Here is a 14357-nt window from a genome sequence, read left to right on the forward strand (position 1 = left end):
CAAAACGTGCCCGGATCGGATCGGGCGGCGCGGCTGGCTGCGCGCCGGCCGCCCGTGCCGTGGCCGGGCCGCCCGCGGGCGGCCCGGCCACGCAGCCTGCTTAGTTCTTCAGCAGGTGTGCGACGCCGTCGCGCTCTTCCAGCAGCTCGGCGAGCGTGCCGTCCATCTTCTCGCGCGAGAACGCATCGATCTCGAGGCCTTCGACGCGCTTGTATTCGCCGTTTTCGCAGGTGACCGGCACGCCGTAGATGATGTCTTCGGGGATGCCGTACGAGCCGTCCGACGGGATGCCCATCGTGACCCACTTGCCGTTCGTGCCGAGCACCCAGTCACGCACGTGGTCGATCGCCGCATTGGCTGCCGACGCTGCCGACGACAGGCCGCGCGCTTCGATGATCGCCGCGCCGCGCTTGCCGACGGTCGGGATGAACGTTTCGCGGTTCCACACGTCGTCGTTGACGAGCTTCAGCATCGACTCGCCTTCGGCGGTCGCGAAGCGGAAGTCGGGGTACATCGTCGGCGAGTGGTTGCCCCACACGGCGAGCTTCTCGATCGATGCGACCGGCTTGCCCGTCTTCGCTGCGAGTTGCGACAGCGCGCGGTTGTGGTCGAGGCGCAGCATGGCCGTGAAGTTCTTCTTCGGCAGATCCGGCGCCGACTTCATCGCGATGTAGGCGTTCGTGTTAGCCGGGTTGCCGACCACCAGCACCTTGACGTCGCGGCTCGCGACTTCGTTCAGCGCGGCGCCCTGGACCGTGAAGATCTCGGCGTTGGCCGACAGCAGGTCCTTGCGCTCCATGCCCTTCGAGCGCGGACGTGCGCCGACGAGCAGTGCGACGTCTGCATCCTTGAATGCAACCTTCGGATCGTCGGTGATCACGACGCCCGCGAGCAGCGGGAACGCGCAATCTTCGAGTTCCATCACGACGCCTTTGACGGCGGCTTGGGCTTGCGGGAGGTCGAGCAGTTGCAGGATGACCGGCTGGTCCTTGCCGAGCAGGTCGCCGTTCGCGATGCGGAACAGCAGGGAGTAAGCGATTTGACCTGCGGCGCCGGTGACGGCAACGCGCTTTGCGGGCTTAGCCATTGAAAATCTCCAGGACGGGATGAAGCGATGGACGCTAGGCAAAACGCCATTCTATGCGCGTTACGCGTAGCGTTGCAGTGAAGCAAGGCGGAGGACTCGCGAAAGGCAGACGCGGTGAACCTGGAGACGGCCGTGGCACGTAGCCGGGGACGCGTTTTGCACCCGCGAACCCTTGCTCGACCGGGAGTGTAGGAGCGGGCGTGGCCAAAGTCAAACGGTATCATATGTCTTATATAAGACAGATGTTTTGCTGAATTTGAGTGGACGGAAAAGCGCGGTTTGTGATGAAATGCGCGCCATGACATCGAACCAGGCGAACAACGCGAATCCGACCGGCGCAGGCAGCCCAGGGCAGCCGGGCGCGGGCGATTCCGTGCCGGCGCCTGCCGCGCCGTCGCCGACTTTCAGTCCGTTATATCAGCAGATCAAGTCGTTGATCACGCAGAGTCTGGAATCGGGCGAATGGAAGCCGGGCGAGATCATCCCGAGCGAGGTGGAGCTCGCGGCCCGTTACAAGGTCAGCCAGGGCACCGTGCGCAAGGCGATCGACGAACTGGCCGCCGAGAATCTCGTCGTCAGGCGGCAGGGCAAGGGTACGTTTGTTGCAACGCACAACGAAGACCGCGCGCAGTTCCGCTTTCTGCGGCTGCTCGCCGACGACGGCGCCGAGCATCCGCACGTGAGTCGCGTGCTCGAATGCCGGCGCTTGCGGGCGCCGGCCGAGATCGCGCGGCAGCTCGACCTGAAGCCGGCCGACCCGGTGGTGCAGGTGCGCCGGCTGCTGGCGTTCGAGGGCGACGCGACGGTGCTCGACGAGATCTGGCTGCCCGGCGCGATGTTCCGCGGGCTGTCGTTCGAGCGTTTGAGCGAATACAAGGGGCCGCTCTACGCGATGTTCGAGACGGAGTTCGGCACGCGCATGATTCGCGCGACGGAAAAGATCCGGGCGGTGGCGGCGGAGCCGGCGGTTGCCGATCTGCTGCGCGTGCCGGCGGGTTTTCCGTTGCTGTCGGTGGAGCGGGTGTCCTATACGTACGGCGATCGGCCGGTGGAAGTGCGGCGCGGCTGGTATGTCACAACCGGGTATTACTATCACAATGACTTGAGCTGACGACGTATCGGCCAAGCTGCGGGCGCGCGTTCTCCCCACGTTCGCGTAGCACGTATCGGGCCGCCTTTTGTTCGCGTTTGCGTAACGATCCAGAGCAGACTTTCGCTGCAGCGCGATATAAAAAGGCGCTAAAATCGCGGATTAGTGTGACAACATAGTAGGGGTCTAGCATGACTGACGCAGTAAGAAAGCCGAGGCCGGAATACCGGAACATCGGATTCGGCGACATCACGATGAAATATCGCATGCCTGCGGCAGCGATATTGTCGATTCTCCATCGAATCAGCGGCGCGCTGCTGTTCCTGTTCCTGCCGTTCCTGCTGTTCCTCTTCGATCAGAGCCTCACGTCGGAGCTCAGCTTCGAAGTCTTCAAGTCTTTCCTCTCCAACATCGTCGTCAAGCTGATCGTCCTCGCGTTGTCCTGGGCGTTCCTCCACCATTTCTGCGCCGGCATTCGCCACCTGTTGATGGACGTCAACCATGACGCCGTCTCGAAGGAAGGCGGCAAGCGTACGGCCGTGGTCGTGTTTGTCGTCTCGATCGCGCTGACGATCGCCATGGCACTCAAACTGTTCGGAGCATTCTAAGAAAATGGCAGCCAACAACCGAATCGGCTCGAAGCGCCTCGTCGTCGGCGCTCACTACGGCCTGCGCGACTGGCTCGCGCAGCGCGTCACCGCCACGATCATGGCGGTCTACACGGTCATTCTGCTCGTCCTGTTTTTCGGCGCGCATGACTTCTCGTACGAAGGCTGGGCATCGATCTTCTCCGCGCAATGGATGAAGCTCGCGACCTTCGTGACGCTGCTTTCCCTCTTCTACCACGCATGGGTCGGCGTGCGCGACATCTGGATGGACTACGTGAAGCCCGTCGGTGTGCGCCTGCTGCTGCAATCGCTGACCATCGTCTGGCTGCTCGCATGTGCGGGCTACGCCGCGCAGATTCTCTGGAGAGTGTAAAGAATGGCTGCAATCAAAACTTCCCTGCCGCGCCGCAAGTTCGACGTGGTGATCGTCGGCGCGGGCGGCTCGGGCTTGCGCGCAGCGCTGCAACTGTCGCGTGCGGGCCTGTCGGTCGGCGTGCTGTCGAAGGTGTTCCCGACCCGTTCGCACACGGTCGCGGCACAAGGCGGCATCGGCGCGTCGCTCGGCAACATGAGCGAAGACAACTGGCACTTCCATTTCTACGACACGATCAAGGGTTCCGACTGGCTCGGCGACCAGGACGCGATCGAGTTCATGTGCCGTGAAGCGCCGAACGTCGTGTACGAGCTCGAGCACTTCGGCATGCCGTTCGACCGCAACGCGGACGGCACGATCTACCAGCGCCCGTTCGGCGGCCACACCGCGAACTACGGCGAGAAGCCGGTGCAGCGCGCTTGCGCGGCCGCCGACCGTACCGGTCACGCGCTGCTGCACACACTGTACCAGCAGAACGTCGAGGCGAAGACGCAGTTCTTCGTCGAATGGATGGCGCTCGACCTGATCCGCGACGCGGACGGCGACGTGCTCGGCGTGACGGCCCTCGAGATGGAGACGGGCGACGTCTACATCATGGAAGGCAAGACGACGCTGTTCGCGACGGGCGGCGCTGGCCGGATCTTCGCGGCATCGACGAACGCGTTCATCAACACGGGCGACGGGCTGGGCATGGCCGCTCGCTCGGGCATCGCGCTGCAGGACATGGAGTTCTGGCAGTTCCACCCGACCGGCGTGGCCGGCGCGGGCGTGCTGATCACGGAAGGCGTGCGCGGCGAAGGCGGCATTCTGCGCAACTCGAACGGCGAGCGCTTCATGGAGCGCTATGCGCCGACGCTGAAGGATCTGGCGCCGCGTGACTTCGTGTCGCGCTCGATGGACCAGGAAATCAAGGAAGGCCGCGGCGTCGGTCCGAACAAGGACCACGTGCTGCTGGATCTGTCGCACATCGGCGCGGAGACGATCATGAAGCGTCTGCCGTCGATCCGCGAGATCGCGCTGCGGTTCGCGAACGTCGACTGCATCAAGGAACCGATCCCGGTCGTGCCGACGATCCACTACCAGATGGGCGGCATTCCGACCAACATCCACGGTCAGGTCGTGGGCACGTCGCGCGATCACAAGGAGCCGGTCAACGGCTTCTACGCGGTCGGCGAATGCTCGTGCGTGTCGGTGCACGGCGCGAACCGCCTGGGCACGAACTCGCTGCTCGACCTGGTGGTGTTCGGCCGCGCGGCCGGCAACCACATCGTCCAGCACGTGAAGAACCAGCGCGACCACAAGCCGCTGCCGGCCGACGCGGGCGAATACTCGCTGGCACGTCTGGCGAAGCTCGAGAAGTCGACGTCGGGCGAATACACCCAAGACGTCGCGAACGACATCCGCTCGACGATGCAGAAGCATGCGGGCGTGTTCCGTACCTCGGCGCTGCTGAAGGAAGGCGTGGACCAGATGGCCGGCCTGAAGGAGCGGGTGGAAAACATCCACCTGAAGGACAAGTCGAAGGTGTTCAACACCGCGCGCATCGAAGCGCTCGAGCTGGAGAACCTGATCGAAGTGGCCCGTGCGACGATGGTGTCGGCCGAAGCGCGCAAGGAAAGCCGCGGCGCACACGCGCACAGCGACTACGAGCACCGCGACGACGACAACTGGCTGCGCCACACGCTGTGGTACAGCGAAGGCGATCGCCTCGACTACAAGCCGGTTCAAATGAAGCCGCTGACGGTCGACTCCGTGCCGCCGAAGCCGCGCACGTTCTAAGCCGAGTCAAAGGAATCCGAAATGGCAAAACGCATTTTTGAACTCTATCGCTACGATCCGGACAAGGACGCGGCGCCGCGCATGCAGACGTACGAGCTCGAGATCCAGCATGAGCGCATGCTGCTCGACGCGCTGGTGAAGCTGAAGGCCGTGGACGAGACGCTGTCGTTCCGCCGCTCGTGCCGCGAAGGCGTGTGCGGCTCGGACGCGATGAACATCAACGGCAAGAACGGTCTCGCGTGCCTGACGAACCTGAACGATCTGCCGCAGAAGATCGTGCTGCGTCCGCTGCCGGGGCTGCCGGTGGTGCGCGACCTGATCGTCGACATGACGCACTTCTTCAACCAGTATCACTCGATCAAGCCGTACCTGATCAACGACGCGCCGCCGCCGGAGAAGGAACGCCTGCAGTCGCCGGAAGAGCGCGACGAGCTCGACGGCGTGTACGAGTGCATTCTGTGTGCGAGCTGCTCGACGTCGTGCCCGAGCTTCTGGTGGAACCCGGACAAGTTCGTGGGCCCGGCGGGCCTGCTGCAGGCTTACCGGTTCATCGCCGACAGCCGCGACACCGCCACCGGCGAGCGTCTCGACAATCTGGAAGATCCGTACCGTCTGTTCCGTTGCCATACGATCATGAACTGCGTCGACGTGTGCCCGAAGGGCCTGAATCCGACGAAGGCGATCGGCAAGATCAAGGAACTGATGGTTCGCCGCGCGGTTTAAGGTTGAAATGAGCGACGACTCGCATCAATCCGACCCGCACCGTCGCGCGCGCCTGCGTTGGCGCGCGCGGCGGGGTCTGCTGGAGAACGACATTCTGTTCGAGCGTTTCTTCAGCAGACACGAGCATGACCTCACCGATGCAGACGTAGGCGCGTTGTCGCGCCTGCTCGATCTGAGCGACAACGACCTGATGGACTTGCTCCTCGCGCGCAAGGAACCAGAGGGCGACCTAGACAGCCCGGATGTTCACCGGCTGTTGGAGATGCTGCGCAACGTTTAAAGCGTTACGCCCGTTATCGAATCCCGTTTCTTTATTTCGATTGAGGATGTGCCATGACTCCGTCTGATGTTAAAGCCACGCTATCGTTCAGCGACAACTCGCCGAGCGTCGAAATGCCGATTTACAAGGGGACGATGGGCCCGGACGTAATCGACATCCGCAAGCTGTACGGCCAAACCGGCAAGTTCACTTACGACCCGGGCTTCATGTCGACGGCTTCGTGCAACTCGGCGATCACGTACATCGACGGCGACAAGGGCGAACTGCTGTACCGCGGCTACCCGATCGACAACCTCGCGCAGAACGCGGACTTCCTCGAGTCCTGCTACCTGCTGCTGAAGGGCGAACTGCCGAACGCAGCACAGAAGAAGGAATTCGTCGACACCGTCACGAAGCACACGATGGTGCACGAGCAGATGCACTTCTTCTTCCGCGGCTTCCGCCGCGACGCGCACCCGATGGCGATCCTGGTCGCCGCAGTCGGCGCGCTGTCGGCGTTCTACCACGACTCGCTCGACATCAACGACCCGCGTCACCGCGAAGTGTCGGCGATCCGCATGATCGCCAAGCTGCCGACGCTCGTCGCGATGGCATACAAGTACAGCATCGGCCAGCCGTTCGTGTATCCGAAGAACTCGCTGTCGTACAGCGCGAACTTCATGCACATGATGTTCTCGAACCCGTGCGAAGAGTACAAGGTCAACGACGTGCTCGTCCGCGCGCTCGACCGTATCCTGATCCTGCACGCTGACCACGAGCAGAACGCATCGACGTCGACGGTCCGCCTGGCCGGCTCGTCGGGCGCGAACCCGTTCGCGTGTATCGCGGCCGGTATCGCGTGTCTGTGGGGCCCGGCGCACGGTGGTGCGAACGAAGCCGCGCTGAACATGCTCGAGCAGATCGGCTCGCCGGACAACATCCCCGAATTCATCAAGCAGGTGAAGGACAAGAATTCGGGCGTGAAGCTGATGGGCTTCGGTCACCGCGTGTACAAGAACTACGACCCGCGTGCGAAGCTGATGCGCGAAACGTGCTACGAAGTGCTGAACGAACTGGGCCTGCACGACGACCCGCTGTTCAAGCTCGCGATGCAGCTCGAGAAGATCGCGCTGGAAGACGAGTACTTCGTGTCGCGCAAGCTGTACCCGAACGTCGACTTCTACTCGGGTATCGTGCAGCGCGCGCTGGGCATCCCGACGTCGATGTTCACGTGTATCTTCGCGATGGCACGTACGGTCGGCTGGATCGCACAGTGGAACGAAATGATTGCGGATCCGGAGCAAAAGATCGGCCGTCCGCGTCAGCTGTTCATCGGCGACACGCCGCGCGAAGCGAAGCCGCTCAACGCACGTTAAGTCGTGCGCGGCGCGAACGGCCGCAACGCCGTTCGCGTCCGGCAAACGCAACGCCCCGACACCCCGGTGGGTCATCCCGCCGGGGTGTTTTCATTTGTGCGCGCGGCGCGGGCCGGTGCTGCGTTCCAGCGACGGTGGGCGTGTGTCGAGCGATGGCGCGTCGGCGGCCGAGGCATCGGCGCCCGGCAGGTCGACGCCCGACGCATGGCCGTGCTGCGCGAACAGGCGCCGGTATGCGCGCGGCGTCATGCCGCGTGCGGCGAGGAACTGACGGTTGAAGTTCGCGACGTTCGGAATGCCGCAGCGCGCGGCGACCGTCGCGATCGGCCAGTCGGTGCCGGCCAGATGGCGACACGCGTGCGCGAGCCGCAACCGCTGCAGGTAGCGGCCGACGCTTTCGCCGAGATGGCGCGCGAACAGCCGTTGCAGCGAGCGTTCGGACAGATGCGCGATGGCCGCGAGCGCGTCGATGCGCAGCGGCTCGTGGAACCGGCGGTCGATCGCATCGAGCACGCGCTCGACGCGTTCGGCTTCCGGAGCGGATGCGTCGACGGACGACGCGATCCGCTCGGACCGGCTATACGCGTGCGCGCCGGCCAGCGGCTCGCCGCCGGCTTCGGCGAGTTCCGCGAGCGTGTCGAGTACGGCGGCGAGCCGCACGCGCGGCGACGCATCGAGCAAGCGCGGCAGCCGGGCGCGCATCGCGCGCGCCGTATCGGCATCGAACGCGAGGCCCGACGCTGCGCGCCGCAGCAGCGAGCGCAGCGGCGTGTATTCGGCGCAGCAGTCGGCGACGCGGTGGGCCCAGTCTCCGTCGAACCACACGACGAGCGCGACTTCGGGCGCGGCGCGATCGATGCGCGCATTCGACGACCACGTGTGCGGCAGGTTCGGCGGGACGAGCACCAGGTCGTCGTCCGCATAGCGGGCGACGTGATCGCCGATGAAGCGCCGGCCGCGGCTGTTCAGCGTGAGCGTCAGTTCGTACTCAGGATGCCGATGCCATTCGAACGGAATGCGTGCGAGCTGGCGGTGATATACGCGGATCGAGCAGCCGGGAGCGTACGTCACGTGTTCGTATTGCGGCTTCATCGCGGCCTCCGGGCGACGGCGGCATCGCACCGTGGCATGATCGTGGTCGATCGTCACGACGGAGCGAAGCCATGTTTTCACATGTTTGCGTGGGCGTCAGCGATACCGCACGCGCGTACGATTTTTACGCGCCGCTGTTCGCGGAACTCGGGTTGCGCCTGAAGTTCCGCGAGCCGGACGGCTGGTCGGGCTGGATGCCGGCCGACACCGACCGGCCGCTGTTCTTCTTCGGGCGGCCGCTCGACGGCCGCCGGCCCGAGCCGGGCAACGGCCATACGATCGCGTTCGATGCGCATTCGCGCGCGCAGGTCGACCGCTGCCACGCGCTCGCGCTGCAGCACGGCGGCACCTGCGAGGGGCCGCCCGGCCTGCGGCCCCACTATCACCGCGACTACTACGGCGCGTACTTCCGCGATCCGGACGGCAACAAGCTGTGCGTCGTCTGCCATCGCCCTGGCTAGGTTGTCCGGATTGTATCGATTGTCGGCTGGATAGTATCGATCGCGGCGACGTATCGGCCGTACGCTGAGCGCTCATCACGACATGGTTCAGCGAGGCGACGACGATGCCCCTGACGATAGACGATCTGCCGTCCGCGATCCGCGCGGCGAAACGGGCGCTGCGTGCGGACCTGCCCGGCTATGCGACGACGTTCCTCGAGCTGGAAGGGGACATCGCGCGGCAGGTCGACGCGATCCGCCGCACGCACGCGCACGGCCGCGATGCGATTCCGGTGCTGCGGTTCGCGGAGATCGCGAACGGCGCGGTCGAGCCGCGCACGATCGACGCGATCCGTGCGCACGGCGCGGCGGTGATCCGCGGCGTGTTCGACGCGCGGCAGGCGCGCGACTGGAACGACGAGATCGGTGCGTATCTCGAGGCGAACCGCTTCGCCGAGCGGCTGCACGCGCGCGCCGACGATCGCTACTTCGGCAACCTCGCGTCCGGCAAGCCGCAGATCTACGGCGTCTACTGGTCGAAGCCGCAGGTGGCCGCGCGCCAGTCGCCGGCGCTGACGCAGGCGCGCGTGTTCCTGAACCGGCTGTGGCGTCATGCCGATGGCGCACGCCCGCATTTCGATCCCGACCGGGTTCCCGCGTACGCGGATCGCATCCGCCGCCGGCCGCCGGGTTCGACGACGCTCGGGCTGTCGCCGCACGTCGACGGCGGGTCGGTCGAACGCTGGCTCGGGCCGAATTTCCGGCACGTTTATCGGCACGTGCTCGCCGGCCGCTGGCGCGATTACGACCCGTTCGACGCGGCGTTCCGGCCCGACGTCGAGGAGATTGCGTCGCCAGCCGTGTGTTCGATGTTCCGTACGTTCCAGGGCTGGACCGCGCTGACGCCGCAAGGCCCCGGCGACGGCACGCTGCAGCTGATCCCGGTCGCGAACGCGATGGCGTATGTCGTGCTGCGCGCGCTGCAGGACGATGTCGCCGACGACGACCTGTGCGGCGCGCGGCCCGGCCGCGCGCTGTCGATCCTGCCCGAGTGGCATGCGCTGCTGCTCGATGCGCTGGTGCCGATTCCGCAGATGGAGCCGGGCGACGCGGTGTTCTGGCACGGCGACGTCGTGCATGCGGTCGAAGACGTGCATCGCGGCAGCGGCGACAGCAACGTGATGTACATCGCGGCCGCGCCCGGCTGCCCGAAGAACGATGCGTACCTGCAACGGCAGCGGCAGGCGTTCGTGCGCGGTGAGAGCCCGCCGGATTTTCCGGCCGATCATTTCGAGGTCGATTTCGACGGGCGCGCATGCGAGCGCGATCTGACGGGGCTGGGCCGCGAGCAGATGGGGTTCGAGCCGGGCGCTTGATGGACCGACGGCGCGCGCGCCGTCGGTCCATCGGCGGCATCAGCATCCACGGCATCCGAGGTATCCGCCGCATCCGCACCATGCCGCTTGCGATTCCATTCGGCCTCCAATTCGTCGTGCGCGCTCGCCGAAGGCCCGACCATTCCCAACCGCAAGCATGATGCCCCACGTGCGCCCGCGCGCGCGCCGGGCTACCATCGCGCTGCGCGCGGCATGCCGGACAGGGCCTTCGGTACGCCGCCCGTTTCCCGATCGATTCCGCGTCCAGCACACAACATGACAACACAGCCGAACCGCGTTTCTTCCTCTCCATTCGTTTCCGCCGCGAGCGTGCGTGGGCTTGCCGATGCGGTGCGCCACGGCGCGTGCCGTGCCGTCGACGTGGCCGATGATGCACTCGCGCGCCTCGCCGCCATTGCGCCGCTCAATGCGATGGTGCACGTCGATGCCGAACTCGCACGCCGCACGGCCGAGCGCATCGATGTGCGTATCGCACAAGGCGACGCGCTGCCGCTCGCCGGCGTGCCGTTCGTCATCAAGGACAACCTCGACACCGCCGACATGCCGACGCTCGGCGCGAGCCCGGCAGTGAACGGCTATCGCGCGACGCACGATGCGCTGACCGTCCGGCGCCTGCTCGACGCCGGCGCGGTGCCGCTCGGCAAGGCCAACATGCACGAGCTCGCGTTCGGCATCACGAGCGGCAACCGGCAGTTCGGTGCGGTCGGCAACCCGCACGACCCGCGCCGTATCGCGGGCGGCTCGAGCGGCGGTACGGCCGCGGCCGTCGCGGCCGGCATTCCGTTCGGCCTCGGCACCGACACCGGCGGGTCGGTGCGCATTCCCGCCGCATTTTGCGGCGTGTACGGCTTGCGGCCGTCCGCGCAGCGCTATTCGTCGCACGGCGTGCTGTCGCTGTCGCACACGCGCGATACGGTCGGGCCGATCGCCCGGCACATCGACGATCTGCTGCTGCTCGATGCGGTGCTGACGCGTGACGACGGCATTGCCGCCGCACCCGGCTGGTCGCAGCTGCGCATCGGCGTGCCGGCCGCGCCGTATTTCGACGAGCTGGATCCCGGCGTCGCGGCCTGCATCGAACGCGCGCTCGCGTCCTGCGCGGCGGCCGGCGCGACGCTCGTGCCGTTGCCCGCGCGGCAGCTGCACGACGCGAGCGAAGCGTGCGGCTTTCCGATTGCGGCATTCGAGGCCAGCCTGTACTGGCGCCGCTTCGCGACGCAACGGCTGGGCATCCCGTTCGACACGTTCGTCGAACGGATCGCGAGCGACGACGTCCGCGCGATCTTCCGTTCGTTCGTATCCGCGCCGATCGATGCACAGTCCTACGCCGATGCGCTCGACTGGCGTCGGCGCATCGTGCGCTGGTACGACGACGCATTCGGTACGCCGGTCGACTGCATCGCGATGCCGACGGTGCCGGGCGAGGCGCCGTTGCTCGACGCCACCGCCGCGATGACGGCCGCGCAGGACGCGGCGCTGTTCGCGCGCGTCGCGCGTCAGACCTCGCCCGCGTCGCTCGCCGGTGTACCGTCGGTGTCGCTGCCGGCCGGCCGCTCCGCGCAAACGGGGCTGCCGGTCGGGCTCATGCTCGAAGGCCCGTGGGGCGGCGACCGCCGCCTGCTGGCGATCGCGGCACGGGTCGACGCACGGCTGCGGGACGACGCGGCACGCGCGTAAGCCTGCGCATGCCGCGCCACTTCAGGCCAGATACGCCTTCATGAAGTCGACCCACGCGCGCACCTTCTGCGGCACGTGTGCGGTCGACGGGTACAGCGCATAGACGGCCTGCGGCGGAAACCGGTAGCCGGGCAGCGCATCGACCAGCGCGCCGCTCGCAAGGTCGTCGCGCACGAGCCACTCGGGCAGCAGCGCGACGCCGCTGCCTTGCCGCGCGAGCACGCGCAGCACCGACGCGTTGTCGACCACCACGCGCGGCTTCGCGCCCGGGCGAAACGCATGCGGGTTGCCGTCGCGATCGGTGAGCGTCCACGTGGCGATCCGCTCGAGCCGCGTATGGCCGAGTTGCGGCAGCCGGGCAAGCAGCTCCGGCGAGCCGATCTGCGACAGGCCGGCCTCGGCGAGCAGCGAAGGCGCGATCACCGGCCGCACCTCGTAGGTCGCGAGGCACGCGCCGCGGTAGGGCAGATCCTGGAACTGCTCGAGGCGGCCGAGCCGAATCGCGACGTCGACACGCTCGCGCACCAGATCGACCTGAGTCGCATGGGTCTCGAGCCGCACGCGTAGCGCCGGGTGGCGCTGCATGAACGCGTGCAGCGCCGGCGCGACGACCATCGTTCCGTACTCGACCGTCGACGTCACGCGCAGCACGCCGTGCATCCCGCCATGCTCGCTGCGCGCGTCGTCGATCGCGCTTTCGGCTTCCTCCAGCACGCGCACGCAGCGCGCGTAGAAGCGCTCGCCCGCGTCGGTCAGCTCGACGCGCCGCGTGGTGCGCGTGAGCAGCGTGACGCCAAGCTCGGCCTCCAGCTGCTTGATGTTGAAGCTGACGGCGGCGCGCGCCTGGTTCAGCTGGGCGGCGGCGGCCGTAAACGACCCCGTTTCCACGACGGCGCGGAAGACGGCGAAACGATCGAGACTCACCATGGCGTGTCGGATGCTGGGCGGAAAACCGACATGGTGCCTCGATTGTCAAAATTTTTCGACCGGTGTGGCCGCCCGGACGGTCTTATCGACGGCCGCGCCGAACCTTACACTGCGGCGTTCCGTACGTTTTCCGCCGTCATGACCGATCGCTCGAAAATCGCTGCCGTCTACCTGCTCGGGTTCGCGATCGACCTGGCGAACATGTTCGTCATCAACGCGGCCTATCCGACGATCCAGCGCGAGCTGCACGCGTCGGTCGCGCAGCTCGCGTGGATCGGCAACACGTACGTGCTCGGGCTCACGGTGGTGATTCCGCTCGGCACCTGGCTCGCGCGGCGCTTCGGCGAGCGCCGGCTGCTGATCGCGTCGCTGCTGCTGTTCGCATTGGGCAGCCTCGGCGTCGGCCTGTCGGCGTCGATCGGCGCCTTGCTGGCATGGCGGCTGGTGCAGGGCCTCGGCGGCGGCTTGCTGATCCCCGTCGGCCAGACGATGGCGTATCGCGCGTATCCGCCCGAGGCGCGCGCGCATCTGACGTCGATCGTGATGATGGTCGCGCTGCTCGTGCCCGCGTTGTCGCCAGCGCTCGGCGGCGTGGTCGTGGACCGCGCATCGTGGCGCGCGATCTTCTTCGGGATGCTGCCGCTCGCCGCGCTCACGAGCGTGCTCGCGTTCGCATGGCTGCCGGCCGACGCGCCGGACGGCAACCCGCCGGCGCTGGACTTTCGCGGCCTCGGGTTGAGCGCCACGGCGCTCGTCGCGCTGCTGCTCGGGCTCACGTTCGCGGGCCAGCCGGGTGCGGGCGGCGACGCGCTCGTGCCGCTCGCGATCGCGATCGCGGCCGGCGCCGCGTATGTCTTGCATGCGCGCCGCGCCGCGGCGCCGTTGCTCGATCTGCGCCTGGTCGCGCAGCCGCTGCTGCGCATCGGGCTGATCGTCTATCTGTGCGTGCCCGGCGTGTTCACGGGCGTGAACCTCGTCGCCGCGCTGTATCTGCAGAACGCGCTCGGGCTCAGTGCGACCCATACCGGCGCGCTGATGGTGCCGTGGGCGATCGCATCGTTCGCCGCGATCGCGACCACGCGCCGCTGCTTTCCGAAGTGGGGGCCGAAACCGCTGTTCGTCTGCGGGATCGCGATCGATGCGATCGGCATCGTGCTGCTCGCGACGCCGCTCGCCGCGCTCGAGGCCGGGCGCGTGCTCGCATTCGTCGCGATGGGGCTGGGCGCGAGCATGTGCACGAGCACGTCGCAAAGCGCGGCGTTCGTCGACGTGTCGGCCGCGCGGATGGGCGACGCGAGCGCGCTGTGGAACATCAATCGGCAACTGAGTTTCTGTCTCGGCGTCGCGGTGCTGGGCAGCGCGCTGAACCTGCTGCTGTCGCTGCAGGGCGGCGCCGCGCAGCTGCCTTACCAGCAATGCTTCGGGCTGGCCGCGCTGGCGACGCTGCTGCCGCTGCCGTTCGTCGCACGCCTCGCCACGCATCGTGCGCCTGCCGCGCGCGCGGCTTCCCAACGTTCGTGAGTTCCAGC

Annotated in this window: 14 protein-coding genes; 11 read left to right on the top strand and 3 right to left on the bottom strand. The window is 66.9% G+C overall.

All coding sequences use genetic code 11. The annotated features are described in order from the left end of the window. Window positions 1-100: 100 nt before the first annotated feature. Window positions 101-1087, bottom strand: coding sequence for a malate dehydrogenase (locus C3Y15_RS08275; RefSeq protein WP_011881714.1), 987 nt, complete (start codon window positions 1085-1087; stop codon window positions 101-103). A gap of 298 nt (window positions 1088-1385) precedes the next feature. On the opposite strand from C3Y15_RS08275, the gene C3Y15_RS08280 reads away from it, so the two are divergent. From C3Y15_RS08280 to gltA, 7 genes are all read left to right on the top strand, one after another. Next, window positions 1386-2198, top strand: a complete 813-nt coding sequence (locus C3Y15_RS08280; protein ID WP_193043975.1) for a GntR family transcriptional regulator — start codon at window positions 1386-1388, stop codon at window positions 2196-2198. A gap of 170 nt (window positions 2199-2368) precedes the next feature. Continuing rightward, window positions 2369-2785, top strand: coding sequence for a succinate dehydrogenase, cytochrome b556 subunit (gene sdhC, locus C3Y15_RS08285; RefSeq protein ID WP_011881716.1), 417 nt, complete (start codon window positions 2369-2371; stop codon window positions 2783-2785). 4 nt (window positions 2786-2789) lie between these two features. After that, window positions 2790-3158: a succinate dehydrogenase, hydrophobic membrane anchor protein gene (sdhD, locus tag C3Y15_RS08290; protein ID WP_006399546.1), complete on the top strand. Its 369-nt coding sequence runs from the start codon at window positions 2790-2792 to the stop codon at window positions 3156-3158. A 3-nt stretch (window positions 3159-3161) separates the two neighbouring features. Next, complete coding sequence (gene sdhA, locus C3Y15_RS08295; RefSeq protein WP_011881717.1) at window positions 3162-4937, top strand: succinate dehydrogenase flavoprotein subunit; 1776 nt, start codon at window positions 3162-3164, stop codon at window positions 4935-4937. 21 nt (window positions 4938-4958) lie between these two features. Continuing rightward, entirely contained in the window at window positions 4959-5660 is a 702-nt protein-coding gene (locus C3Y15_RS08300) for a succinate dehydrogenase iron-sulfur subunit (protein ID WP_011881718.1), read from the top strand. A 7-nt stretch (window positions 5661-5667) separates the two neighbouring features. Continuing rightward, window positions 5668-5940, top strand: coding sequence for a succinate dehydrogenase assembly factor 2 (locus C3Y15_RS08305; protein ID WP_011881719.1), 273 nt, complete (start codon window positions 5668-5670; stop codon window positions 5938-5940). Between the two features lie 53 nt (window positions 5941-5993). Continuing rightward, on the top strand, window positions 5994-7295 hold the full coding sequence (gltA, locus tag C3Y15_RS08310; protein ID WP_011881720.1) for a citrate synthase: 1302 nt from the start codon (window positions 5994-5996) through the stop codon (window positions 7293-7295). A gap of 90 nt (window positions 7296-7385) precedes the next feature. Here gltA and C3Y15_RS08315 read toward each other — a convergent pair whose 3' ends face one another. Beyond that, a complete protein-coding gene (locus tag C3Y15_RS08315; protein ID WP_069246605.1) occupies window positions 7386-8387 on the bottom strand; it encodes an AraC family transcriptional regulator in 1002 nt (333 codons plus the stop codon). A gap of 71 nt (window positions 8388-8458) precedes the next feature. Here C3Y15_RS08315 and C3Y15_RS08320 point away from each other — a divergent pair, with 71 nt between their 5' ends. The 3 genes from C3Y15_RS08320 (at window position 8459) to iaaH (ending at window position 11901) form a co-directional block, all read left to right on the top strand. Further along, window positions 8459-8848: a VOC family protein gene (locus tag C3Y15_RS08320; RefSeq protein WP_034195013.1), complete on the top strand. Its 390-nt coding sequence runs from the start codon at window positions 8459-8461 to the stop codon at window positions 8846-8848. A 104-nt stretch (window positions 8849-8952) separates the two neighbouring features. Continuing rightward, the gene (locus C3Y15_RS08325) at window positions 8953-10203 is read left to right on the top strand and encodes a DUF1479 domain-containing protein (RefSeq protein ID WP_059668969.1); all 1251 of its coding nucleotides are present in this window, start codon (window positions 8953-8955) and stop codon (window positions 10201-10203) included. 276 nt (window positions 10204-10479) lie between these two features. Further along, window positions 10480-11901: an indoleacetamide hydrolase gene (gene iaaH / locus C3Y15_RS08330; RefSeq protein ID WP_080484416.1), complete on the top strand. Its 1422-nt coding sequence runs from the start codon at window positions 10480-10482 to the stop codon at window positions 11899-11901. Window positions 11902-11922: 21 nt separating this feature from the next. Here the strand turns inward: iaaH and C3Y15_RS08335 are convergent, their stop codons facing one another. After that, on the bottom strand, window positions 11923-12828 hold the full coding sequence (locus C3Y15_RS08335) for a LysR family transcriptional regulator (protein ID WP_011881725.1): 906 nt from the start codon (window positions 12826-12828) through the stop codon (window positions 11923-11925). A gap of 138 nt (window positions 12829-12966) precedes the next feature. On the opposite strand from C3Y15_RS08335, the gene C3Y15_RS08340 reads away from it, so the two are divergent. After that, the gene (locus C3Y15_RS08340) at window positions 12967-14349 is read left to right on the top strand and encodes an MFS transporter (RefSeq protein ID WP_011881726.1); all 1383 of its coding nucleotides are present in this window, start codon (window positions 12967-12969) and stop codon (window positions 14347-14349) included. Window positions 14350-14357: the final 8 nt, after the last annotated feature.

The organism is Burkholderia sp. B10 (assembly GCF_004368385.1).
Taxonomy (GTDB): domain Bacteria; phylum Pseudomonadota; class Gammaproteobacteria; order Burkholderiales; family Burkholderiaceae; genus Burkholderia; species Burkholderia vietnamiensis.